Source organism: Dyella agri (assembly GCF_044904705.1).
GTDB classification, from domain to species: domain Bacteria; phylum Pseudomonadota; class Gammaproteobacteria; order Xanthomonadales; family Rhodanobacteraceae; genus Rhodanobacter_A; species Rhodanobacter_A agri.
In genome coordinates, this window is sequence record NZ_JADIKL010000008.1 from 1 (window position 1) to 22,538 (window position 22,538).

21 protein-coding genes are annotated in these 22,538 nt (G+C 68.4%); 11 read left to right on the forward strand and 10 right to left on the reverse strand.

Annotation, left to right across the window (positions count from 1 at the left end; translation table 11 throughout):
* The first annotated feature begins 247 nt into the window (after nucleotides 1-247).
* Complete coding sequence (locus tag ISP14_RS13755; protein ID WP_404540914.1) at nucleotides 248-997, forward strand: pseudouridine synthase; 750 nt, start codon at nucleotides 248-250, stop codon at nucleotides 995-997.
* A 3-nt stretch (nucleotides 998-1,000) separates the two neighbouring features.
* Here the strand turns inward: ISP14_RS13755 and kbl are convergent, their stop codons facing one another.
* The 4 genes from kbl to ISP14_RS13775 all read right to left on the reverse strand — a co-directional run bounded on the left by kbl (nucleotide 1,001) and on the right by ISP14_RS13775 (nucleotide 7,919).
* Entirely contained in the window at nucleotides 1,001-2,200 is a 1,200-nt protein-coding gene (gene kbl / locus ISP14_RS13760) for a glycine C-acetyltransferase (RefSeq protein ID WP_404540915.1), read from the reverse strand.
* A gap of 127 nt (nucleotides 2,201-2,327) precedes the next feature.
* Nucleotides 2,328-5,936: a DUF748 domain-containing protein gene (locus tag ISP14_RS13765; protein ID WP_404540916.1), complete on the reverse strand. Its 3,609-nt coding sequence runs from the start codon at nucleotides 5,934-5,936 to the stop codon at nucleotides 2,328-2,330.
* Between the two features lie 145 nt (nucleotides 5,937-6,081).
* The gene (tdh, locus tag ISP14_RS13770; protein WP_404540917.1) at nucleotides 6,082-7,116 is read right to left on the reverse strand and encodes an L-threonine 3-dehydrogenase; all 1,035 of its coding nucleotides are present in this window, start codon (nucleotides 7,114-7,116) and stop codon (nucleotides 6,082-6,084) included.
* A 77-nt stretch (nucleotides 7,117-7,193) separates the two neighbouring features.
* Nucleotides 7,194-7,919: a hypothetical protein gene (locus ISP14_RS13775; RefSeq protein ID WP_404540918.1), complete on the reverse strand. Its 726-nt coding sequence runs from the start codon at nucleotides 7,917-7,919 to the stop codon at nucleotides 7,194-7,196.
* Between the two features lie 300 nt (nucleotides 7,920-8,219).
* Here ISP14_RS13775 and miaA point away from each other — a divergent pair, with 300 nt between their 5' ends.
* From miaA to ISP14_RS13805, 6 genes are all read left to right on the forward strand, one after another.
* Complete coding sequence (gene miaA / locus ISP14_RS13780) at nucleotides 8,220-9,170, forward strand: tRNA (adenosine(37)-N6)-dimethylallyltransferase MiaA (RefSeq protein WP_404540920.1); 951 nt, start codon at nucleotides 8,220-8,222, stop codon at nucleotides 9,168-9,170.
* 152 nt (nucleotides 9,171-9,322) lie between these two features.
* Complete coding sequence (hfq, locus tag ISP14_RS13785) at nucleotides 9,323-9,601, forward strand: RNA chaperone Hfq (RefSeq protein ID WP_404540922.1); 279 nt, start codon at nucleotides 9,323-9,325, stop codon at nucleotides 9,599-9,601.
* A 72-nt stretch (nucleotides 9,602-9,673) separates the two neighbouring features.
* Entirely contained in the window at nucleotides 9,674-11,092 is a 1,419-nt protein-coding gene (hflX, locus tag ISP14_RS13790; protein ID WP_404540923.1) for a ribosome rescue GTPase HflX, read from the forward strand.
* Nucleotides 11,093-11,505: 413 nt separating this feature from the next.
* Entirely contained in the window at nucleotides 11,506-12,573 is a 1,068-nt protein-coding gene (gene hflK, locus ISP14_RS13795) for an FtsH protease activity modulator HflK (protein WP_404540925.1), read from the forward strand.
* Entirely contained in the window at nucleotides 12,570-13,442 is an 873-nt protein-coding gene (gene hflC, locus ISP14_RS13800) for a protease modulator HflC (protein WP_404540927.1), read from the forward strand. The genes hflK and hflC overlap by 4 nt, the downstream gene beginning before the upstream one ends.
* A gap of 122 nt (nucleotides 13,443-13,564) precedes the next feature.
* Entirely contained in the window at nucleotides 13,565-14,857 is a 1,293-nt protein-coding gene (locus ISP14_RS13805; RefSeq protein WP_404540929.1) for an adenylosuccinate synthase, read from the forward strand.
* 83 nt (nucleotides 14,858-14,940) lie between these two features.
* On the opposite strand, the gene ISP14_RS13810 is transcribed toward ISP14_RS13805, so the two are convergent.
* Both ISP14_RS13810 and ISP14_RS13815 read right to left on the reverse strand, forming a co-directional pair.
* A complete protein-coding gene (locus ISP14_RS13810; RefSeq protein ID WP_404540931.1) occupies nucleotides 14,941-15,804 on the reverse strand; it encodes a hypothetical protein in 864 nt (287 codons plus the stop codon).
* A gap of 149 nt (nucleotides 15,805-15,953) precedes the next feature.
* On the reverse strand, nucleotides 15,954-17,204 hold the full coding sequence (locus ISP14_RS13815; RefSeq protein ID WP_404540933.1) for a S8 family serine peptidase: 1,251 nt from the start codon (nucleotides 17,202-17,204) through the stop codon (nucleotides 15,954-15,956).
* Nucleotides 17,205-17,324: 120 nt separating this feature from the next.
* Between ISP14_RS13815 and ISP14_RS13820 the strand changes: the two genes are divergently transcribed.
* The 4 genes from ISP14_RS13820 (at nucleotide 17,325) to msrA (ending at nucleotide 19,722) form a co-directional block, all read left to right on the forward strand.
* Entirely contained in the window at nucleotides 17,325-17,816 is a 492-nt protein-coding gene (locus ISP14_RS13820; protein ID WP_404540935.1) for an RNA polymerase sigma factor, read from the forward strand.
* Complete coding sequence (locus ISP14_RS13825) at nucleotides 17,813-18,559, forward strand: hypothetical protein (RefSeq protein WP_404540937.1); 747 nt, start codon at nucleotides 17,813-17,815, stop codon at nucleotides 18,557-18,559. The genes ISP14_RS13820 and ISP14_RS13825 overlap by 4 nt, the downstream gene beginning before the upstream one ends.
* Before the next feature lie 201 nt (nucleotides 18,560-18,760).
* Nucleotides 18,761-19,207, forward strand: a complete 447-nt coding sequence (gene msrB, locus ISP14_RS13830; RefSeq protein ID WP_404541293.1) for a peptide-methionine (R)-S-oxide reductase MsrB — start codon at nucleotides 18,761-18,763, stop codon at nucleotides 19,205-19,207.
* Entirely contained in the window at nucleotides 19,207-19,722 is a 516-nt protein-coding gene (gene msrA, locus ISP14_RS13835) for a peptide-methionine (S)-S-oxide reductase MsrA (protein WP_404540939.1), read from the forward strand. The genes msrB and msrA overlap by 1 nt, the downstream gene beginning before the upstream one ends.
* Nucleotides 19,723-19,775: 53 nt before the next feature.
* Here the strand turns inward: msrA and ISP14_RS13840 are convergent, their stop codons facing one another.
* Genes ISP14_RS13840 through ISP14_RS13855 form a run of 4 tightly spaced genes read right to left on the reverse strand, consistent with a single transcriptional unit; the run spans nucleotide 19,776 to nucleotide 22,501 of the window.
* Complete coding sequence (locus ISP14_RS13840) at nucleotides 19,776-20,147, reverse strand: hypothetical protein (RefSeq protein WP_404540940.1); 372 nt, start codon at nucleotides 20,145-20,147, stop codon at nucleotides 19,776-19,778.
* Nucleotides 20,148-20,150: 3 nt separating this feature from the next.
* Complete coding sequence (locus ISP14_RS13845) at nucleotides 20,151-20,414, reverse strand: hypothetical protein (protein WP_404540942.1); 264 nt, start codon at nucleotides 20,412-20,414, stop codon at nucleotides 20,151-20,153.
* A gap of 18 nt (nucleotides 20,415-20,432) precedes the next feature.
* Entirely contained in the window at nucleotides 20,433-21,203 is a 771-nt protein-coding gene (locus tag ISP14_RS13850; protein WP_404540944.1) for a LytR/AlgR family response regulator transcription factor, read from the reverse strand.
* Nucleotides 21,200-22,501 (reverse strand): sensor histidine kinase, encoded by a 1,302-nt coding sequence (locus ISP14_RS13855; protein WP_404540946.1) that lies wholly within the window; start codon nucleotides 22,499-22,501, stop codon nucleotides 21,200-21,202. Before ISP14_RS13855 ends, ISP14_RS13850 begins: the two co-directional genes overlap by 4 nt.
* Nucleotides 22,502-22,538 lie beyond the last annotated feature (37 nt).

Sequence of the window (22,538 nt, forward strand, 5' to 3'; positions counted from 1 at the left end):
CTGGAAGGCCCGATCGGCCACGGTGCGGACAACCCGATCGGCGACAACGCCACCGACGCGGGTCGTGCGCAGAACCGTCGCGTGGAGCTGCAGGTCCAGCAGTAATCGGACTTGTCGCAGTGTCACGAAAAAGCCCGGCACATGCCGGGCTTTTTCTTTGGGTACCGAGAGCCGGATGGTTGCCCGTTTGATCCGCGCGATCGGCGATGATGGCAACAGGAATGGCTCAGCAGTCCAGGCTCGCCCGATGGCCCCTTCGAAACAATCCGCAGCACAGGCCGGCAAGCGCCATGGCGTCGCCCGCGTACTGAGCAAACTGGGCGTGTGCTCGCGCAGCCAGGCCGAGGCCGCGGTGCGCGCCGGGCGCGTGGGCGTGGACGGCCGCGTGGTGCGCGACCCCGAATATCCGGTCGAGGCGGAGCGCCAGCAGCTCAGCCTGGATGGCGTGGCCGTAGCGGCGGTGCAACGCGTCTACCTCGCGCTGAACAAGCCGCGCGGCATCGTGGTGAGCGCGGCCGACGAGCGCGGCCGCGACACGGTCTACGACCTGCTGCGCGACGCCGGCTTGCCGTGGCTGGGGCCGGTGGGGCGGCTGGACAAGGCCAGCGAAGGCCTGTTGCTGCTCAGCAACGACAGCGTTTGGGCTGCGGGTATCACCGAGCCGAACACGCATCTGGACAAGACCTACCACGTGCAGGTGGCCGGCCAGCCGGATGCGGCGGCGCTGGCGACGATGCAGGCCGGTGTCCGCGAGGGGAGCGACCTGCTCAAGGCGCGGCGGGCCACCCTGCTGCGCGAGGGCGAGAAGAACGCCTGGCTGGAGGTGGTACTGGACGAAGGGCGCAACCGGCACATACGCCGCCTGCTGGCGGCATTGGGTATCGACGTACTGCGCCTGATCCGGGTGGCGATCGGGCCGCTGGCGTTGGGCAACCTCGCCAAGGGGCAGTGGCGCCACCTCGGTGCGAACGAGGTGGCGCAGCTCCGCCGGCGCTGAGTTTCAGCCGCCGATGACGCCCAACTGCCTGCCCACCTTGGTGAACGCCGCGATGGCGCGGTCCAGGTGCTCGCGGGTATGCGCCGCGCTCATCTGCGTGCGGATGCGTGCCTGGCCCTGCGGTACCACCGGGTAGAAGAAGCCGGTGACGTAGATGCCTTCATCCAGCAAGGCCGTGGCCATCGCCTGCGCCTTGGGCGCGTCGTAGATCATCACTGGCACGATGGGGTGCACGCCGGGCTTGATGTCGAAACCGGCCTTGCCCATCTGCTCGCGGAAATAGCGGGTGTTCTCCTGCACTTTGGCGCGCAGGTCGCCGGCGGCCTCCAGCATGTCGAACACCTTGATCGCCGCGGCCACCACGTGCGGCGGCAGCGAGTTGGAGAACAGGTACGGCCGCGAACGCTGGCGCAGCATCTCGATCATCTCGGCGCGGCCGGTGGTGAAGCCACCCAGCGCGCCGCCCAATGCCTTGCCCAGCGTACCGGTGAACAGGTCGATCTTGTCCATCACGCCGTTGACTTCGGCCGAGCCGCGACCGGTATCGCCGAGGAAGCCGGTGCAATGGCATTCGTCGATGTGCACCAGCGCGTTGTACTTCGCGGCCAGTGCAGTGATCTGGTCGAGCTTGGCGATGAAGCCGTCCATCGAGAACGCGCCGTCGGTCGAGATCAGCTTGGTGCGCGCACCGGCGGCGTCGGCGGCCTGCAGCTGCTTCTCCAGGTCGGCCATGTCGCTGTTGGCGTAGCGGAAGCGCTTGGCCTTGCACAGGCGGATGCCGTCGATGATCGAGGCATGGTTGAGCGCGTCGGAGATCACCGCGTCCTCCTCGCCCAGCAGCGGCTCGTACAGGCCGCCGTTGGCGTCGAAGCAGGCGGCGTAGAGGATGGTGTCCTCGGTGCCGAAGAAGTCGGCGATCTTCTTTTCCAGCTGCTTGTGCAAGTCCTGCGTGCCGCAGATGAAGCGCACCGAGGCCATGCCGAAGCCGTGCGTATCCAGCGCGTCCTTGGCGGCCTGGATGACCTCCGGGTGGTCGGCGAGGCCCAGGTAGTTGTTGGCGCAGAAGTTAAGCACCTTGCGGCCACCCTCCAGCTCGATCTCGGCCGATTGCGGCGAGACGATCACGCGCTCGGCCTTGAACAGGCCCTGTTCGCGGATGGAGTTCAGTTCGCTGGCGTAGCGCGCCTGGCCGGGGTAGCTCATGGTGGGATTCCGCTCGTGGTGAAAGGTTTATTGTCTGCTTTTTTGCGACAGCCATCCATGGCAGTCGCCCTCCGCGCCATCGCCGATGCGATGATCCGGGCGATTTTTGCCCCCGGCAGAAAGCCGCTCAGTGCAAGCCGAAATCGGCGCGCGTGGTCTTGCCCTGGTCGTCGATGCCCTTGGCGTCGAGCTTCGGTGCCAGTACGAAGACGCGGTTGTCGTCGAGCTTGCCGTGCATCCAGGCGCGCACCGCGTCCGCGCGGCGTTCGGCAAGGTGGCGCAGTGCGTCCGCATCCACCGGCGCGTTGGTTTCCAGCAGCTTGCGCATCACGTCCGGCGGCTGCGACTTGGTGAGGCCGATCGCGTCGCGCGGCTTGGTGAATTTCGCGTGCTTATAGGCTTTTTTCAGGTACTTGTCGTAGTCGTCGGCACTGAGCTTCGATAGATCGGCGCCTTGGCCGGCTTCCTGTTGTACCAGGTCGTCCACCATCACCTTGCGCAGGCCGCTTTCGTCGAACTTCGGGTCGATGCGGCCGGTGATGTCGAGTTTCAGCGCGGTCTTCTGCTGCAGGATCTTCACGATCTGCGCGAGCTTGTCCTGTGCCTTCGCGTCGAGCACGGCCGAGCCGGGGGCGAATTCCACGTAGCCCAGATCCTGTTGCTTGCCGCCCCCGCCCATCGCCGAGGCGATCAGCCGGAACGGCGAGGTCACGGCGCGGCCGATGAGGTTGACGAAGGCATGCCAGATCAGACTGCCCACGCTGAACTTCGGGTCGTCCAGCGAGCCGGATACCGGCACGTTCACGTCGATGTTGCCGTCGGCGTCCTTCAACAGCGCCACCGCCAGCTTCACCGGCAGGTGACTGATGCCGGGGCCCTGGATGGCGTCGCCGAAGGTCAGCTGCGTGATGAAGATGTGGTTGTTGGCGTCGAGCTTGCCGTTGTCGAGCTGATAGTGGACGTCCATGGTCAGCCGGCCCTTGGTGATCGGGTAGCCGGTGTACTTGCCCGAGTAGGGCGACAGGTGGGTGAGCTCCACGCCGTCGGCCTTGCCCTTCACGTCCAGGAAAGCTACCGGGGCCAGCGGGTTGATCGTGCCGGTGATGTCCACCGGCGCGTTGTCGTCGAGCTGGCCTTGCAGGTTCAGCGCGGCGGGCGGGCCGCCGGCGGTGCCAAACGCGCCCACCTGGCCGGCGAGCTCGGTGATGTTGGCGGTGTAGTTCGGCTTGATGAAGTCGTCGGTGTAGTTGAGGTGGCCGCGGGCCAGAGTGATCTGGCCGATCCGGATGTCGGCGGCCGGGGCGGCTGCCGTACCGGCCGGGGCCGGCGCTGCCTGCGGCTTTGGTGCGGGCACAGGCGTAGTCGGCGTCTGCTGTGCCTGGGTCACCGAGACAGGCGCGGCGGCCGGGTTGGCCACCACGTCCTGCAGGTTCGTCCGGCCATTCGCATTGATGATCACGCGGGCGTAGAAGTCGTCGAGCGCCAGCCCGGCCACGGTCACGTGCGGCACGTCCTCGCCCATGCGCATGTCGAGACCGCTGGCGTTGAGCGAGCTCCAGCGAAGGAAGTCGTCGCCGGTGAGCTTGTCTTGCACGCGCACGTTGCCCAGGGTGACGCGGCCGCGCCAGTTCAGCAGCGCCTCTGGCCGGTGGTCGCGGTAGCGCACGCGGCCGTCCGCGCTGAGCAGGGCGCTGCTCAGCGTGACGTTCAGCGGCACCGTGGCCAGCGACTGCAGCGGGGCGATGTCGAGGCGGGTGGCGCGTACACGCAGGTCGGCATCCAGCGGCTGCGGCCGCAGCTTGCCGTCGAGGCGCAGGTTGCCGCGGCCGATGCCGCCATCCAGCACGAGCTTCAGCGGCTTGCGCATGTCGTCGGACAGGTCGTCGATACTGGCGTGGCCGAGTTTGAACTCGGTGCGGCCGCGCCGGCCGGCGATGCGCGGGTCGGTAAGCGCCAGGCTGCCGTCGACGCCGACGTGGGCGATGCTCCAGTGCCAGCTTGGCGATGGCGGCGACGCCTTGCGCGGGCCGTGCGACGGTTGGGACTTCGCCAGATCGGTCAGGTCGACGCCGCCATCCGGCAGTCGCCGTGCTTCCACCTGCAGGCCGTGCAAGGTCACGTGGTCGAGTTGCGCCGTACTGCTGGCGAGGTCGAAGCGCGTGATGCCGGCTTCCAGCGACTGCCAGGCCAGTGGCGTGCGGCTGCCCTGGCGCAAGGCGAGATCGTCGATCGTCGCGGTGGCCGGCTGCAGGCTCATGTTGAAGGCCTTGCCCCAGTTCGCCTGCAGCTGGCCGTCGGCGGTCATCGTCCCCTTGGCGAGTTCGGCGTTCAGCATTGGTGGCGCCAGCGGCAGCAACGGAGCCAGTTCCACGCTCTTGAGGCTGAGCTTGCCGTCGTAGCGGGTGTTCGCCAGGTCGAGTTTGCCGTTCACCGCGAGGCTGCCGCCATTGAGCGAGGCGGCCAGGTCGATCGCGGCTGCTGGCGCGGCCAGTATAGACAGACCGCGCAGCGTGCCGTGGATGTTTTCCAGCACCAGCGTGGCCGGTTTGCGGCCACTGGCGTCGGTGTAGTCGAAACGCCCGCCTTGCAAGGCGAGCGAGGCGATGCGCACCTCGGTAGCGGGTGCGGCAGGTGTCGCGGGCGTGGTTGCCGGAGCGGGAGCGCCACCGGTCAGCGCATCGAAATTGCTGTGGCCGCCGGCCTGGCGGGTGTAGTGCAGGTCGAGCTTGTCCAGTTGCACCGCGCCGAGGCGATAGCGCGACAGCAGCGGTTCCATATCGTCCAGCGCCGCGCCGGCATGGCCGAGTTCGAGGATGGGGGCGCTGTCCGGCGTTGCCAGTGCGAAGTCGTCCAGTTGCAGCTGGCCACCGAGCCGCACCTGCGGGCCGGACTTCGCCTGCACGAAGTGCAGTTCGAGCTGGCCGGACAGCTGGCCGCGCGGGATCGCCACCGGCAGCTTGGTCGGCACGTAGCCGAGGTAGCGGGGCAGGTCGAGGTGGTCCAGGGTGAAGTTCACCACCGATTCGAGGCTGTCCGCGAACGGCTTGGTCTGCCCGGCGATGCGCAGCGGGCTACCGTCGACGTTCATTGCCAGCAGGGGTTGCACGAACACGTCGGTGTCGCGCGGCAGGTTGGCGATGAACGGGATGCCGAGTTCCAGATGGTCGACGCGGTGCGAAGCCTGCGTTACCGCATCGTCGAACGCGATATCGCCGTCATGCACGCTGATGTTGGACAGCGCGAAGCGCGCCGGTTTGCTGTCCGGCTTCGGCGGGCCGCCGGTGAACTTGGTGATCAGGTCGGAGAAGTTGAACTGCTGCGGCGCGCTGCGCGCGATATGCAGCTGCGGGTGCTGCAGCGAGAGTTCGTCCAGCACCGGCGCCATGCGGAACAGCGAGGTCCACGAGGCGTTGACCACCGCGCGGTCGACATCGACGAAGGGCGAACGGCCATCGCGGTCGCCGATGTGCAGCTTGTCCAGCTGCAGCCGCAGGGTGAACGGATTCAAGTGCACCGCTTCCACGCTGACCGGGCGGTCGAGCAGGGCGGTGAGCCGTGTTTGCAACTGGCTGCGGATGATCGGCGGGGCAGCGAAGAAGCCGAGCAGGCCGAACACGATCAACACGATGGCGACGATCAACGCGAACTTGCGCGTGCGCCGCGAGCGGTACAACCGTTCCGCGTGGCCGCGGGCCGTCGCCAGACGGGAGGCGGTCGAGGGGCGAGGAGCGTTCATGCTGGCGGTATCCCGTTGCGTCGTGAACCGGCGATGGCCGCCGGGTGCTTCCCCTGGCCGGCAGCCTTGCCGGGCCGGGGAAGTTTACGCAGATACCGCGTCGAGGTGTCGCGACGGCCGTGGCGTCAGCCGTCGCGACGGGCGCTCAGTTCCAGGAACAGACGACCTTGCCGCACTTGCCGGCGTCCATCAGGTCGAAGCCCTTCTGGAAGTCGTCGATGTGGATCTGGTGGGTGAGCACCTTCTGCAGCGGGAAGCCGGTGAGCACCATCTGGGTCATCTTGTACCAGGTCTCGTACATGCGGCGGCCGTAGATGCCCTGCAGGGTGAGGCCCTTGAAGATCACGCGGTCCCAGTCGATGCCGGCGCCCTTGGGCAGGATGCCGAGCAGGGCGATCTTGCCGCCGTGGTACATGCAGTCGAGCATGTCGTTGAAGGCGCGCGGGTTGCCGCTCATTTCCAGGCCCACGTCGAAGCCCTCCATGTGCAAGTCCTTCATCACGTCCTTGAGCGACTGGTTGGCCACGTTGACCACGCGGGTGGCGCCCATGTCGGCGGCCAGCTTCAGGCGGTAGTCGTTGACGTCGGTGACCACCACGTTGCGCGCACCCACGTGCTTGGCGATGCCGGCGGCGATGATGCCGATCGGGCCGGCGCCGGTGATCAGCACGTCCTCGCCGATCAGGTCGAACTCCAGCGCGCAGTGCGCGGCGTTGCCGTAGGGGTCGAAGAAGGCGGCCAGCTCGGACGGGATCTGGTCGGGGATCGGCCACAGGTTCGAGGCCGGCATGGTCATGTATTCGGCGAAGGCGCCGTTGCGGTTCACGCCGATGCCGATGGTGTTCGGGCACAGATGCTGGCGGCCGGCGCGGCAGTTGCGGCAGTGGCCGCAGACGATGTGGCCCTCGGCGGAGACGCGATCGCCGACCTTGTAGCCGGTGACGCCCGGGCCGATTTCCACGATGCGGCCGACGAACTCGTGGCCGATGGTCAGGCCCGGCTTGATCGTGCGCTGGCTCCATTCGTCCCACTTGTAGATGTGCAGGTCGGTGCCGCAGATCGCGGTCTTCTCCAGCTTGATCAGCACCTCGTTGGGGCCGACCTCCGGCACCGGCACCTCTTCCATCCAGATGCCCTGCTCGGGCTTGCGCTTGACCAGGGCTTTCATCATCTGCGGCATGGGGAATCCAATAGCTGGCCCGGACGGGCGGGGAAAACGCCGATTATAGATCCTCGCCGCGGCGCCCGGCCCCGTGCTCAGTCGACGCGCTGGTAGTTCCGGTGGAATACCACGGGACGTTGCAGGAAGCCGGGCTGCCACTGTTCGGTGACTTGCATCGTGCGGCCGTCGGCGGAGCGCGACCAGATTTCGTCGATCCGGCTGCCGTCGTTGAAGTGCAGGCTGAATTGCAGGCCGGCGTCGGCAGCCTGCCGGTGTGCGACGGCGGCGCCGTTGAGCGTCTGCTGGTTGCCGCCGTCGAGGCGCACGGTCAGCTGCTCGCCGTTCTCGAGCCGGGTCTGTACGCTCACGGCGTCCTGCTGCACGACCAGGACGGCGTCGTTGTCGAGCATCGGCGGTGGCTTGAGCATGTTGTCGTCGCCGGACGCGTCGTCCGATGAGGTGCTGGCGCGCCTGCCGCCACGGCCATGTCCGCCGCCCATGCCGCCGCCGCCCATATGGCCCCCGCCCATGCCGCCGCCCATGCCGCCGCCATGCCTGCCGCCGCCATCGCCGTTGCCCGGCCGGGGCGCATTGCCGCTCGACGAGGCGGCGGCCGGGACCACGGTGGGCGATTGTTCGCGCTGGATCTCCGCGCGCAGCTTGGCGGTGACCTGCGCTGGGCCGTCGCTGCCCTGGTCGCTGATGCGCCACAGCCCGTTGAAGTCGGGCGGTGTGGCGGCCTTCTGGGCAGAGGCACGGGAGCCGGCGGCCAGCAAGGCTGTGGCAACGAGTGTCGCGATGAGGCTATGAGATCTGGGCATGGCGGGCTAAACGCACGAAACGGCAGGACGACTACGCACGGCCTTGCGCACAGGCTCTCGCGTCTGTCGTGGCGGAGCCTCGGGCCTCGCCATGCATGCCGTGCAAGGTCTCCCCAGACGCCTCGGCGCGCCTGGCCGCCGATCCCCGAATCTGTCCACAGGCGGTGTGGATACACGCTGGACAAGCGTGTGGACAACTCCGATCCGTGCAGTCGCAACAGGCACTTGCCTTGGATTGGCGAGGTTTTGCGCAAACCTGCGTGAGTTACCCTTGCGCCCGGTTCCCTGCCGTCTGCCTGCATGAGCTTCGACACCCGACCCCTGGCGATTTTTCTGATGGGCCCCACGGCCTCGGGCAAGACCGCGCTCGCCTGCGAGCTGGCGGATCGCTTTGCGCTGGACCTGGTCAGCGTGGACTCGGCGCTGGTCTACCGCGGCCTCGACATCGGCGCGGCGAAACCGGATGCGGCCACGCTGGCGCGCTATCCGCATGCGCTGATCGATATCTGCGATCCGGCGCAGCCGTATTCCGCCGCGGAATTTCGCGACGACGCACTGGCGGCGATGCGCGAGGTCACGGCGCGGGGCAGGGTGCCACTGCTGGTCGGCGGCACGGGGTTGTATTTTCGCGCCTTGCAGCGCGGCCTGTCGGAGTTGCCCGAGGCCGATCCGGCGATCCGCACGCGGTTGGCTGGCGAGGCGGCGCGCATCGGTTGGCCGGCCATGCATACGCGGCTGGCGCAAGCCGACCCCGCCGCCGCCGCGCGGATCGGGCCCAACGATGCCCAGCGCTTGCAGCGGGCGCTGGAGGTGATCGAGCTCAGCGGGCGTCCGCTGTCTGAGCTGCAGCGCGGCGGCCGCGGCGAAGTGTTCCCGTGGCGCGTGCTCAAGCTGGCCTTGCTGCCGGGCGATCGGCAACCCTTGCACGCACGCATCGCGCAGCGTTTCGACGCGATGCTGGGCGCCGGTTTTCTGGACGAGCTGCATGCCTTGCGTGCCCGCGGCGACCTGCATGCGGACCTGCCGGCGATCCGCGCGGTGGGCTATCGGCAGGGCTGGGAATACCTGGACGGGGCGACCGATGCCGCCGGCTTCCGCGACCGTGCGATCTTCGCCACCCGCCAACTGGCCAAGCGGCAGATCACCTGGTTGCGCGCCGAGCTGGACGCGCGCGTGCTCGACCCCGAGGCCGCGGCGCTTCCCGCGCGGGCGGCCGGGGCCGTGCGGCTGTTCCTCGGCACGCCGGCGTGAGGCGGTTGCGGCAACCCTTCGTTTTCGTGCGCGGATTCCCCGAAAAACCACTTCCTTCAAGCCCTTGAACCCGGTTAACATCGTCGCAGTTGGGCCGGGGCGCCACTGGCGTTTTTTCCCCGGTCGTTTCGCCGCACGGGGGAGAACAAGAAATGTCCAAGGGACAATCGTTGCAGGATCCTTTCCTGAATGCCTTGCGCCGCGAGCGTGTGCCGGTGGCCATCTATCTGGTCAACGGCATCAAGCTGCAGGGCACGGTCGAGTCGTTCGACCAGTTCGTGGTGCTGTTGCGCAACCAGGTCAGCCAGATGGTCTACAAGCACGCCATCTCGACCGTGGTGCCCAGTCGCAACGTGCGACTCGGCAACGGCCACGACAGCCCGGAAGCGCATGCCGATGCCGTGCCTGCCGTCGACGCGCCGGATGCTTGATTGATCGTCGCACGGCCCACATGAAGACGGAATCCGACCGATTCCGTCCAGCCCGAGAGGCCGTCATCCAACGTGTTTGATCGTCAGAAGAAAGGCGAGCGCGCCGTTATCGTGCTGCCGCACGCGCGCAACAGCGGCGACGCCGAGCGCCGCGGTGCCGAGTTCGCGGAACTGGTGAAATCGGCCGGCGCCGAGATCCTTGGCAGCGTCACGGCCCGTGTCGACGCCCCCAATCCGCGTTTCTACATTGGCAGCGGCAAGGCCGACGAAGTGGCCGAGATGGTGCGCGCGCTGGACGCCGACCTGGTGCTGGTGGACCACCTGCTCAGCCCGGTGCAGGAGCGCAACCTCGAGAAGCACCTCAGCACGCGCGTGGTCGATCGCGCCGGCCTGATCCTGGACATCTTCGCCCAGCGCGCCCGCTCGCACGAAGGCAAGCTGGAAGTGGAGCTGGCCCAGCTCAAGCACCTTGCCACCCGGCTGGTGCGCGGCTGGACCCATCTCGATGCGCAGCGCGGTGGCGCGATCGGCAACCGCGGCCCCGGCGAAACCCAGCTGGAAACCGACCGCCGCTTGCTCGCCGAGCGGGTGAAGCAGCTCACCAAGCGCCTCGAAAAAGTACAGACCCAGCGCGGCCAGCAGCGTCGCGCGCGCCTGCGCAACACGGTGCCGCGGGTGGCGCTGGTCGGCTATACCAATGCCGGCAAGTCCACCTTGTTCAACACGCTCACCGCGGGTGGCGTGTATGCCGCCGACCAGCTGTTCGCCACGCTCGATCCCACCGTGCGCCGGCTCGACGACCTCGCCTGCGGCCCGGCGGTGATCGCCGACACCGTGGGCTTCATCCGCGAGCTGCCGCACGACCTGGTCGCGGCCTTCCGCGGCACCTTGGCCGAGGCGCGCGACGCCGACCTGCTGCTGCACGTCAGCGACGCCGCCGACGAGGAGCGCGAGCCGCTGCGCCGCGTGGTCGACCAGGTGCTGGAAGAGATCGGCGCCGGCGAGGTGCCGCAGCTGCGCGTGTTCAACAAGATTGATCTGGTGGGCCGTGCGGATGCCGGCATCCCTGCCGGCGAAGATCAGGAAGCGGCCGTCCCCGGCAGCACTTCTCAGCAAGAGTCCGTTTCCGGCCACACTGCAACGATGGAGCCGCGCATCGACCGCGACGCGGATGGCCGGCCGCAGGCCGTATGGCTGTCGGCCGCCACCGGCGCGGGCATCGAGTTGCTGCGCCAGGCGTTGGGCGAACTGCTCGGCGGCGAGCGGGTGCAGTCCGAACTGCGTCTGCCGCTCACGGCGGGGCGCCTGCACGCAAGGCTGAAGGCGGCGGGGGCGATTGCCGGCGAGCAGGTGGACGAACACGGCTGGTGCCTGCGCATCGATGCGCCGCGCAGCGTGATCGCGCCGCTCAATGGCGGCAGCGCGGCGGAGACCGAGCTACTGCGCGAGCTGCTGGCCGCTCCCGCCCCGGATTCCGCCTCGCTCTGCTAGAATGCCAGCCGTTTGCGCGGCCGAAAACCTTCGGCACCATCCCCGACAGGCAGCCTGGTTCCGCTACATGCTCGTTGCGTCCAAACCGACTCGCTCCGGCGCACATAGCCGGCCTTCCCAGCCAAGAGCCTGTTCGATGCCTTCGCATAGCCCGCGTTGCCTTGCCGTGGCCGTCAGGTGGGCGCAGCGCCTGCCTGGCTGGCAGGCCAAGCCGCGTGCTGCCGGATGGCGGCTACGACAAAGCAACCCCTGCACCTATAAATTCCGGGGCCGGGTCTGTTTGCCCGCATCCCTGCGTCATCACTCCGTCGTGGACGGACGTCCACTCCTTCGTTCTTCCCTGGCATGCGCGCAAAAAGCTTCCGGCGCGGGCTATGCGAAGGCATCGAACAGGCTCTACAAGGAAACCGACCATGGCCTGGAATGAACCTGGTGGCGGGCAGAAGGATCCCTGGAACCGGCAACGCCCGGGTAGCAACAAGTTCTCGCCGGACCAGGTGCTGAAGAACATCGGCAGCCATTTCGGCCGGCTGGGGCGTGGCCCCAGCGGGATTCTCACCGCCGTCATCGTGCTGGTCGTGGTGGGCTTGCTGATGAGCAGCTACACCATCGTCGATGCGCGCCAGGTCGGCGTAGTGCTGCGTTTCGGCGAGTACGCGCGCGCGCTGCCGCCGGGCTTCCACTTCAAGCTGCCGAGCCCGATCGAGACGGTGGACAAGGTCGAGGCCACGCGCATCCGCTCGGTCAACGATCGCGTCTCCATGCTGACCCGCGACGAGAACATCATCACCATCGATTTCACCGTGCAGTACCAGGTGGACGACGCGCGCAAGTACCTGTTCTCGGTGAGCGATCCCGACGGCAGCGTGAGCGCGGCGGCCGAAGCCGCGGTGCGCTCGGTGGTCGGCGGCAGCGACATGGACCAGATCCTTTCCGCCAGCGGCGCGAACCTGGTGAGCGAGGCGCAGCAGGCGCTGCAGAAGACGCTGGACGGTTACGACAGCGGCCTGCGCGTTACCGAGGTGAGCTTCCAGAACGTGGCGCCGCCGGCCGAGGTGAAGGACGCCTTCGACGACGTCAACAACGCCCGCGAGGACAAGCAAAGTATCGAGAACAACGCGCTGGCCTATGCGAACAAGGTGGTGCCGGTAGCGCGCGGCGACGCAGCGCGCATCGCTGCCGAGGCCGAGGGCTACAAGGCCGAGCGCATCGCCCGCGCGCAGGGCGACGTCGCGCGCTTCGACCTGCTGCTGAAGGAATACAAGGCCGCGCCCGCGGTGACCCGCAAGCGCCTGTGGCTGGAGACGATGGAACAGGTGATGGCCGACAACCCCAAGGTGATCGACGGTTCCGGCGGACGCAACATCATCAACCTGCCGGCAGGCCACCACGCGGGCCGTGCGGATGGCGCGACGGCGATCGCACCCGCGGCGGCCAGCTCCACCGACGATGCGGCTGCGGGCAAGGAGAAGCAGCCATGAAGCGGATTGTTACCATCGTCGTCGTCGTGCTGTTGGTCCTGCTCGGCCTCAACAGCATGTTCGTGGTGAGCGAAGGACAGAGCGCTTTGCTGCTGCAGTTCGGCCGCATCGTGCGCGCCGATTATCCGCCCGGCCTGCACCTCAAGCTGCCGGTGATCCAGCAGGTGCTGCATTTCGACAAGCGCATCCTGTCGCTGGATGCGCAGCCGGAGCGTTACTTCACCTCCGAGAAGAAGAGCGTCAACGTCGACTTCTACGTGAAGTGGCGCATCGCCGACAATGCGGCTTACTACCGCGCCACCGGCGGCGACCAGCTGCAGGCGGAGCAGCGGCTCACCCCGATCATCAAGGATGCGTTGCGCTTCGAGTTCAACGCGCGCACGCTGCAGGACCTGATCTCCAGCGGCCGCAAGGACATCACCGAGCGGGTGCGCCAGCTGACCGACGCCTCGGCGCGCAAGAACCTCGGCATCGCCGTGGTCGACGTGCGGATCAAGCGCATCGACCTGCCCGACGAAGTGAGCGAATCGGTATACAAGCGCATGCGCGCCGAGCGCCTGCAGCTGGCCAACGAACTACGCTTCACCGGCAAGGAAGTGGCGGAGAAGATCGAAGCCGACGCCGACCGTCAGGGCCAGGTGCTGCGCGCCGACGCCGGGCGCGATGCCGCCAAGGTGCGCGGCGAGGGCGATGCCCAGGCTGCGGCGGTCTACGCGCAGGCCTACAGCCAGGATCCGGAGTTCTTCGCCTTCTATCGCAGCCTCGCCGCCTACAAGAAGTCGTTCGAGGACGGCAACGGCGTGCTGATCCTCAAGCCTGATTCGGAATTCCTGCGCTATTTCGGCAATCCGGAGCCGGCCAAGCATTGAGCGCCGCGTCGCCGGGCAGGCGACGTGGCGCATGCGTCACCGAACGAGTTCACGGCAGCTAGGCGCCGACACGGTTACCTTTTCGCGTCCCCAAGGGGCGCTTCAATTCGAGCGAGAACATCATGGGCAAGTCAGTAGTCATCCTCGGTGCGCAATGGGGCGACGAAGGCAAGGGCAAGATCGTCGACCTGCTGACCGAGCGGGTCAGCGCCGTCGCGCGTTTCCAGGGCGGCCACAACGCGGGCCACACCCTGGTCATCAAGGGCAAGAAGACCGTGCTGCACCTGATCCCCTCGGGCATCCTGCGCGACGACGCGCAGTGCCTGATCGGCAACGGCGTGGTGTTGTCGCCCGAGGCGCTGATCAAGGAAGTCGCCGAGCTGGAGGAGCAGGGCGTGGACGTGCGCTCGCGCGTCAAGATCAGCCCGGCGACGCCGCTGATCATGCCGTACCACATCGCCGTGGATAAGGCGCGCGAGGCCGCCGCCGGCAAGAGCGCGATCGGCACCACCGGCCGCGGCATCGGCCCGGCCTACGAGGACAAGGTGGCGCGCCGCTCGATCCGCGTGGCCGACCTGATGTACCCGCACGAGCTGCCCGCGCTGCTGAAGACCGCCGTGGAGTACCACAACTTCATCCTCACCCAGTGGCTGAAGGCCGAGCCGGTGGATTACGACACCGTGCTGAAGGACGCGCTGGCCTGGGGCGAGTACATCAAGCCGCTGGTGGACGACGTGGCCACCATCCTGCACGACGTGCGCCGCGAAGGCGGCAACATCTTGTATGAAGGCGCGCAGGGCGCGCTGCTGGACATCGACCACGGCACCTATCCCTACGTCACCTCGTCCAACACCACGGTGGGCGGCGCGCTGGCCGGCACCGGCGTGGGCGCGCACGACATCGACTACGTGCTCGGCATCTGCAAGGCGTATGCGACGCGTGTGGGTGGCGGTCCGTTCCCGACCGAGCTGCACGACGAGATGGGCGAGCGCCTGCGCAAGGTAGGTAACGAGTTCGGCGCCAGCACCGGCCGCCCGCGCCGCTGCGGCTGGATCGACCTGGTGGCGCTGAAGCGCGCGGTGCAGATCAACGGCATCAACGGCCTGGCGATCACCAAGCTGGACGTGCTCGACGGCCTGGAGACGATCAAGGTCTGCATCGCCTACGAATACCGCGGCAAGCGCCGCGAGCTGGCGCCGCTGGATGCGGACGGCTGGGAGGAGTGCAAGCCGGTGTACCTGGAGTTCCCGGGCTGGCAGGAATCCACCGCCGGCATCCGCGACTGGAACAAGCTGCCCGCCGCTGCCCGCGCCTATCTGCGTGCGGTGGAAGAACTCTCCGGCTGCAAGCTCGCCATCGTCGCCACCGGCGCCGACCGCGACGACACCATCGTGCTGGACGATCCGTTCGCCTGATCGTTACGGCGGCCTGAAGTCGTGCAAGGAAGAAGGCCCCGCATGCGGGGCCTTCTTCATTTCGCGCGATGCCGTCCTGAGGCTCAGTGCCCCTGCGCGCTCGCACTGCCATTGGCCTGCGCCGAGGCGGACACGCCGTTGCCGAGCGAGCCGCCGGCGCCGGCGTGGCCGCTGGCCGAGCCGTTCGCACCGGCCCCGGCATTCGCGTTGCTGCTAGCGCTGCCCGAACCTGAAGCACCGATGGCCGAGCCGCCGTTGGCAGTGCCGGTGATCGAGCCCGACAGGCTGCCGGCACCGTTCGTGGCGGACGAGGCCGCATTGCTCGCCGTGCCGGCAGCCTGCGAACCCACCGAGCGGGCCGCAGACACGCCTCGGGTAGTGAGCTGCCGTGCCTTGTCGACGCCGGCCTGAGCAGCGTCCCCGGCGTCCGTGCGGGCGTTGTCAGCCGCATTCCGCGCATGACCCACGGCGCTTGCGGCGCCCTGTTTGGCCGTCGAAACGGCCGAACGTGCCTGGTCGGCGGCGGCGTTCGCAGTGTTGTTCGCAACGGCGCCATCGAGGCTGCCGGAGGCGGCGGCGTTGCCGCTCAGCGTAGCCTGGCCGGTGTTGGCAGCGCTCGCGCCGTTCGCCGCCGCCTGGCCGCCGGCCTGTGTCGCTGTCGTGGCAGTCGACACGGCACGATGGCGCAGGCGTTCGGCGCGCTGTTCGGAGGCGCGCGGGTTGATGCCGGGCATACCGAAGTTGGCCATGCCCTGCGCGGAGCCGTTGGCCTGGCCGTTCATCTGCCCCATCGCCTGGCCCATCGTTCCACGGACCTGGCCGGCCGCGCCGCCAACGAGGCCGCCGCCCAGGTGCTGGGCGTGGGCGTTGCCCATCGAGGCCAGGGCAAGCACACCGCTGCACACGGCGATGGCGAGGGTCTTGTTGCTGAGGGTTGTGCTGCGCATGTTGGGACCTCCTGCCGGCGGCGAATCCGCGGCTTCCGGAGACCACTACGTGCGTGGCTGGGGCATCCTTCCGTGCCGAGCGGCCGCTGTTGTTACGCGTTCAGCTTTGGAGCCTGGTGACGAACCCGGCGCGGTTCGCGAACAGGTTCTCAAGGCGACAGCAAGCCGTAACCGCAACGCGTGTCGCGGCCGCTGGCACCAAGAGGACGGGCTTCGCCGATCAGACGCTGCAGGGCTTGGGTCGCTGCCCCGGGCCGGGGGGTGTCCAGCAGCGGAATCGCCTTGCGCGCCACGATGGGTGCCGCGAACGAGGTGCCCCGCAGTATGTCGCGACCACTGCCGGCCACGCCCGGTGCGCAAAACGCCACCTGCTTGCCGCTCGCGGATTCGGGCAGCACGCGACCACGCGCATCGACGGCGCCGACGCCGATCACGTCCGGGTAGGCGGCCGGAAACAAGGGTGGCGCCGCGGGGCCGTCGTTGCCGGCCGCACTGACCAGCACGTGGCCGCGCGCGATCATCGCCTGCACCGCACCGGCCAGTACCGGGTTGTCGGGGCCGACCAGGCTGATGTTGACCACCGCCACGTGTTCGCGATCCATCCACGCGAGTGCGTCCACCAATCCGGAAGTGGCGCCGCCGACCTCATCGCCGCACCACAGGTCGGCGGCATACAAGGTATCCGTGTCGCCGGCGACGAGGCGCGCGGCCACCGCTGTGCCATGCCGCGAGGCGGCCGTCTTGCTGCAGCCATGCTTTTCAATGCGGGCATGCGCCAAGGCGGGATCGGCCGGGTCGACGCCGCCGTCGATCATCCCCACGCCGCGTGCCGGCACGGCGGGCATGGGGGCGGGCGAGCTCGCGGCCGGCGCCACACCCGCGTCGCCCGCCGGAAGATAGAGATGCTGATAGGTGAACGTCGCATCCGGCGCGGCTTGCTGCAGGACGCGCATGGCTTCCTGCGTGCCGCGTCCGCGGGTGTCGTGTAGCACGGCGAAATCCAGCCCTAGCGTCGCATCCGCCGAAGCTTGCCGATCCGCGGTGAAGCCAAGCGCCTGCAAGGCATCGAGTTGGGCATCCGGCAAACGCATGGCGAGATATTCGCCGCGCAGAATCGGCGCGCCTTTGGGGTCGACGGTGACGCGCCGCGGCTCCCTGCGCAGCAGCGTGCCGACCTGCACTTTCAGGCTGAGGGCCAGTGGCCGCCGCAGCAGGTCGTCGGCACCTTGCGGGTTCACGCCAGGTAGCGCGCCGGGCAGGGGCGATGCCGGAAGCGGCAGGTTCGGCAGGCTCCGTTGTACCGGGCCCAGTACCTGCGCTTGCACAGGAGCGACGCCGAGCAGCGCGAGCAGGATCGCCAGCACCGGAACGGACAGCGCGGAAGCACGACGCAGCGGCATCAGCGGACACCTCGGGAGCGACGGGGGCGGATGCTAGCATGGGCTTTCTTTACCCCCTCGAACCGCGCCGGTGCACCGGGGGAAGGAATCCTCCCCTCCAGACGTAATGGAAGGTGATGCGTGCATTCGAGCGACGCCGTGCGTGAAGGACTGGTTGCGTTGCTGCCGCGCCTGCGGCGCCTGGCGCGGGCGCTGGCAGGACAGGTGGCCGATGCCGACGACCTGGTGCAGGTGGTGCTGGAGCGTGCGCTGGCCCGGTCCGCGCAGTGGCGGCCGGACGCTACGCTGGACAAGTGGGTGTTCGCGATCGCGCGCAACGCCTGGCGGGACGAGTTGCGCGCGCGCGGCAGGGCGCAGCATCTGTTCGCGGCCGAGGAGGCCGGCGAGGCGGTGGCCGATGGCGCTGCCACCTTGCCCGCGCAGCAGCTGGAACTGACGCAGGCCTTGTCGGCGCTGCCGCCGGACCATCGCGAAGTGGTGGCACTGGTGCTGGTCGAAGGGTTGTCTTACGACGAGGCCGCCGTTTTGCTGGAGGTGCCGGTGGGAACCATCACCAGCCGCCTTGCCCGCGCACGCGCCGCCCTGCAGGCCCATCTCGGAAACGACGCATGAACCCGATCGACGACGACACCTTGCAGGCATACGTGGACGGCGCGCTAACGGCGGCGGACGCTGCGCGCATCGATGCGGCATTGGCGCAGGACGATGCGCTGGCTCGCCGCGTGCGGCAGATGCAGACCTTGAATGCCCAACTGCGGGCCGCGTTCGATCCGGTGCTGGACGAGCCGGTACCCGCGCGGCTGTCCGCCCTGTTGGAGCCGCAGGCCGCGCCGACCGCTCCCCTCACGGTGCTGGAGGGCGGACGCGACAGCCATGCCTCCCGCCGCCGCACGCCTCGTCGCTGGCTGATGCCGGGCGCCGCGCTGGCAGCCTCGGTGGCCTTGCTCGCGGCGGGCCTGTGGTGGTGGCATGCCGGCGACGCACTGGTACGCATGCATGACGGCGAGCCCTATGCCGCCGGCGTCCTCGGTCGCGCGCTGGACCAGTCGCTGGCGAGCGAGCCGGATGCGCATGCCCCGGTCGCGATCGGATTGAGCTTCCGCGCCGCCGACGGGCGCATCTGCCGCACCTTCACCGTGCGTACGCCACCGGCGCGCGCCGGACTGGCCTGCCGTGCCGCGACGGGCTGGGCCTTGCCGGTGCTGAGTCCTTCGGCTCCGGAAACAGGGGGCGAACTGCGCCAGGCGGCGAGCAGCCTGCCGCCTGCGGTGCAGGCCGCGGTCGATGCCCGCCTGCAAGGCAATGTCTTCGATGCGCAGCAGGAGCGCGCGGCGCGGGCGGCCGGCTGGCGCTGAGCGCATCGGCGGCATGCGATGGGGAAAGGTTTCGGTCGCGCCCCGGACGCCGGCGCCAAGTTCGGCGAAGCCAGCCTGCCTGGCGTCTGTTCCCGGGCGCCAGCCATGATGGCTGAGCCCCTGCATGCCTCGGGGGCGCGCCTTGGATCGGTTGCGCGCGCCCCCATCTCGGTTCGCGTCGATCAGCTGCGGAGACCTGCCATGTCCGTGTATCGCAAGACCCCCGAAGCCCTTGCGCGCCTGACACCCGAGCAATATCGCGTCACGCAGGAAAACGCCACCGAGTATCCCGGCACGGGTGAGTACCTGCATCAGCGCGCCGCCGGCATCTACGTCGATGTGGTGTCGGGCGAGCCGCTGTTCGCCTCCACCGACAAATTCGACTCCCATTGCGGATGGCCCAGCTTCACCAAGCCGCTGCAGCCGGCGAGCGTCCGCGAATTGCGCGATACCACCCACGGCATGATCCGCACCGAAGTCCGTTCCTCGCAGGGCGACAGCCATCTGGGGCATGTCTTCCCGGATGGCCCCGCCGAGCGCGGTGGCTTGCGCTACTGCATCAACTCCGCATCGCTGCGCTTCGTGCCGCGCGCCGAGATGGAGGCCGAGGGCTACGGCGCGTGGCTCGACCAAGTGGAGGGCGAGTGATGAACGCCGAACGCGCCGTGCTTGCCGGTGGTTGCTTCTGGGGCGTGCAAGAGTTGTTGCGCCAACAGCCCGGCGTGCTGTCCACGCGCACGGGCTATGCCGGCGGCGACGTAGCCAATGCCACTTATCGCCACCACGGCACGCATGCCGAGGCGGTGGAGATACTGTTCGATCCCGCGCGCATCAGTTACCGCGAACTGCTGGAGTTTTTCTTCCAGATCCACGACCCGAGCACGCCGAACCGGCAAGGCAACGATCGCGGCAGTTCCTACCGCTCGTTGATCCTGTACGCCAGCGAGGCGCAGAAGCGCATCGCCGAAGACACCATCGCTGACGTGGATGCCTCCGGCCTGTGGCCGGGCCGGGTGGTGACCGAGGTCCGGCCGTTGGGCGACTTCTGGGAAGCCGAGCCGGAGCATCAGGACTACCTGCAGCATTTTCCCGGCGGCTATACCTGTCATTTCGTGCGGCCGGGCTGGCGCCTGCCGCGTCGCACGGAGAACACGGGGCACTGAGCGCATCGGCAGCGCCGTCGTCGCTGCGGCAAGGGTAGCCGCGCGATGTGCCCTCACTGCGGTGCCTGCGCCGCTGCCGTGTTGCGCGGATGCAGGCACCCCGCCGTCATCGCGCCTGCCTCGCGCCGCATGCAGACACGCACGTCGCGGGGCAGGTTGGCGAGGGTCTGTTCGTCGCCGGCGGCCACCGCGAACTGGCGCAACGGCGGAGTGCTGCAAGCGGCATCGGCGCAGTCGTAGGCGAACAAGGCGTAGTGGCATTGGCCGCTGGCGCTGGTGCGGCACTCGAAGTGGGCGGACGGCCCGGTTATCACGACGCGGCTGTCGAAAGTGGTATGGCTGCCATCGCGGGACAGCGCGATGTCGACGCGTTCGCCGGAGCTGCAGCTGGCCAGCAGAGCGATGATGAGGCAACGAAGGAACATGGCTTAGCCCTCGCTCACGAAGCCGGCGGCGCGCATGCAGCGGTCGAACGCCACACTGCGAGTGCCGATGCCGGTGCTGTCCACGGCATAGACGGAGGAAACGGCAGCCCGTCCCCGGCAGTTTCGCTCGGCGTGTAGTCGCAGCGCGTCGCGATTGATGGGATGTGTGGCGCAGGCGGCGAGGCAAAGCAAGGCCAGGCCGGCAATCGTCGGCTTCAGCATGATCGGTTTTCCCAAAGTGGTTGGGTTCTTGCGCCGCTCGCGCATGGCGAGCCGCGCGCCGGGTCACATGTTGCGGAAAAGCACCATGAAGGGCTGGCTGACGACGAGGGTTTCGGGGCGCTGCCTGAGTCGCACGGTGCCCTTGCCGCTGTCGTCACGCACGATCGAGGCGATGGCTTTCAGGTTGACGATGGTGGAACGGTGGATCTGCTTGAACACGGCCGGATCGAGCTGCTCCAGCAGTTCGCGGATCGGTTTGCGCAGCAGCGCTTCGCCCTCGGCGGTCACCGCCACCGTGTACTTGTGGTCGGCGCGGAAATAGGCGACGTCGTCCACCATGATGAGCCGTGTTTCGCGGCCGGTGCCTGCGGTGATCCAGGTGAGCGGTGGTGCGGCGCCGGTTTGCGCCGCGCCTTGCGCCAGTTCGCGCAGCAGCAGGGCGAGGTCGCCGCGCGCGGACTGGCCGGCCGCGGCGCGGCGCTTCAGCCGCTCGACGGTGGCGGCCAGGCGTTCCAGGGCGATGGGTTTGAGCAGGTAGTCGATCGCGCCGCGTTCGAAGGCGTCGATGGCGTACTGGTCGTAGGCGGTGGTGAACACTACCTGCGTGGCCGGGCTGGCTTCGGCCGCCGCCGCGGCCACTTCCAGCCCATTGAGGCCGGGCATGCGGATGTCGAGGAAGGCCACGTCGGGTTGGTGCGTGGCGATGGCGTCGAGCGCGTCGGCGCCGTTTTCGCATTCGGCGATGACCTCCAGTTCCGGCCACGCCTGTCCCAGCAGGCGGCTCAGCGCGTCGCGTAGCAGCAGTTCGTCCTCGGCGATCACGGCGCGGGTCATGACTGCGATTCCGGCGCGGCCGGCGCAGCGTGTTGCACCGGCACGGTGAGCGTGGCGGCCACGCCTTCGGGTGCGTTGGCGACCACCGCCAGCGAGGCACGCGGGCCGTATACGAGTTGCAACCGCTCGCGCACGTTCTTCAGTCCGATGCCGGTGCCGCCGCCGGCCGCGCCGAAGCCCTGGCCGTCGTCGGCCACGGTGACCGCCACACTGTCGCCGTCGCGGCGGGCGAGCAGCCACACGGTGCCGCCGCCGGGCTTGGGCTCCAGGCCGTGCTTGATCGCGTTCTCCACCAGGGTTTGCAGCATCATCGGCGGCAGCGTGGTGGCGCGCAACGCATCGGGCACGTCGATCTTCATCTCCAGTCGCGCCCCCATGCGGATCTTCAGGATTTCGAGGTAGGCGCGGGCGCGTTCCAGTTCTTCGCCGAGGGTGGAGAGTGTTTCCTCCGCGCTGGGCAGCGAGTGGCGCAGGTACTGGATGAGATGGCCGAGCATGCGGTCGGCTTGTGCGGGTTCGCTGCGCGTGAGGTATTGCGCGCTGGCCAGTGTGTTGTAGAGGAAGTGCGGCTCCACCTGCGCGTACAGGAGATTGAGCTTGGCCTGCGCCAGCTCCTTGTCCGTGGCGGCCTGGGTCGCGGCCTGCTGTTCGCGGCGGCGGCGCTCGGCCACGCGGCGGGCGAGGGCGCGGGAGACTGCTTCGGCGTTGAGCAGGTTGCTGCCGTCGTCCACGCGGAACCAGTCGGTCCAGGCACCGCTTTCCGGTTCGCACACCAGGGTGACGCTGCCGACGTCGTCGCCCGGCGTCACCGTGGCGAAAATCTGGTTGCGCCGGCTGCCCAGCCAGCTGAAGGGGTTGAGCCAGCCGAGCACGGCGCGGCCGTAGGGATTCGGGCGGCGTACTTTGGCGCGCACTTGCAAGCTGTCGCGGGCGCTCTCGATTTCCTCGGTGTAGGGCAGTTCGCGGATCGTTGCATCCAGCATGTCGAACGCCTCGCCGGCTTCGAACGGCAGCTCGATCTGCCGGCGCTGGCGGTTGCCCAGCGTGTCGAGGTTCGCGTGCCCGGCGATCAGGCGCACGCGCCGCAGGTGGGAGAAGGCGCCGGTGATCACCAGTGCCAGCACGACGATGAAGATGATCACCGGCAGTGGCCCCGTACTGTGGAACGGGCCGCTGTTGAACATCAGCGTCAACACGAAGGCCAGCAGCAGAAGCCACGCCAGGACCAGCCGCGCCACGAAGAGAAAGCCCTTTATCACGGTGATGTCCCCGGTGGTGGAGCGATGGGGAGGGAGCATAGCGGCCGATTCCGCGTCTTTCGCCGTCCGTGCGACG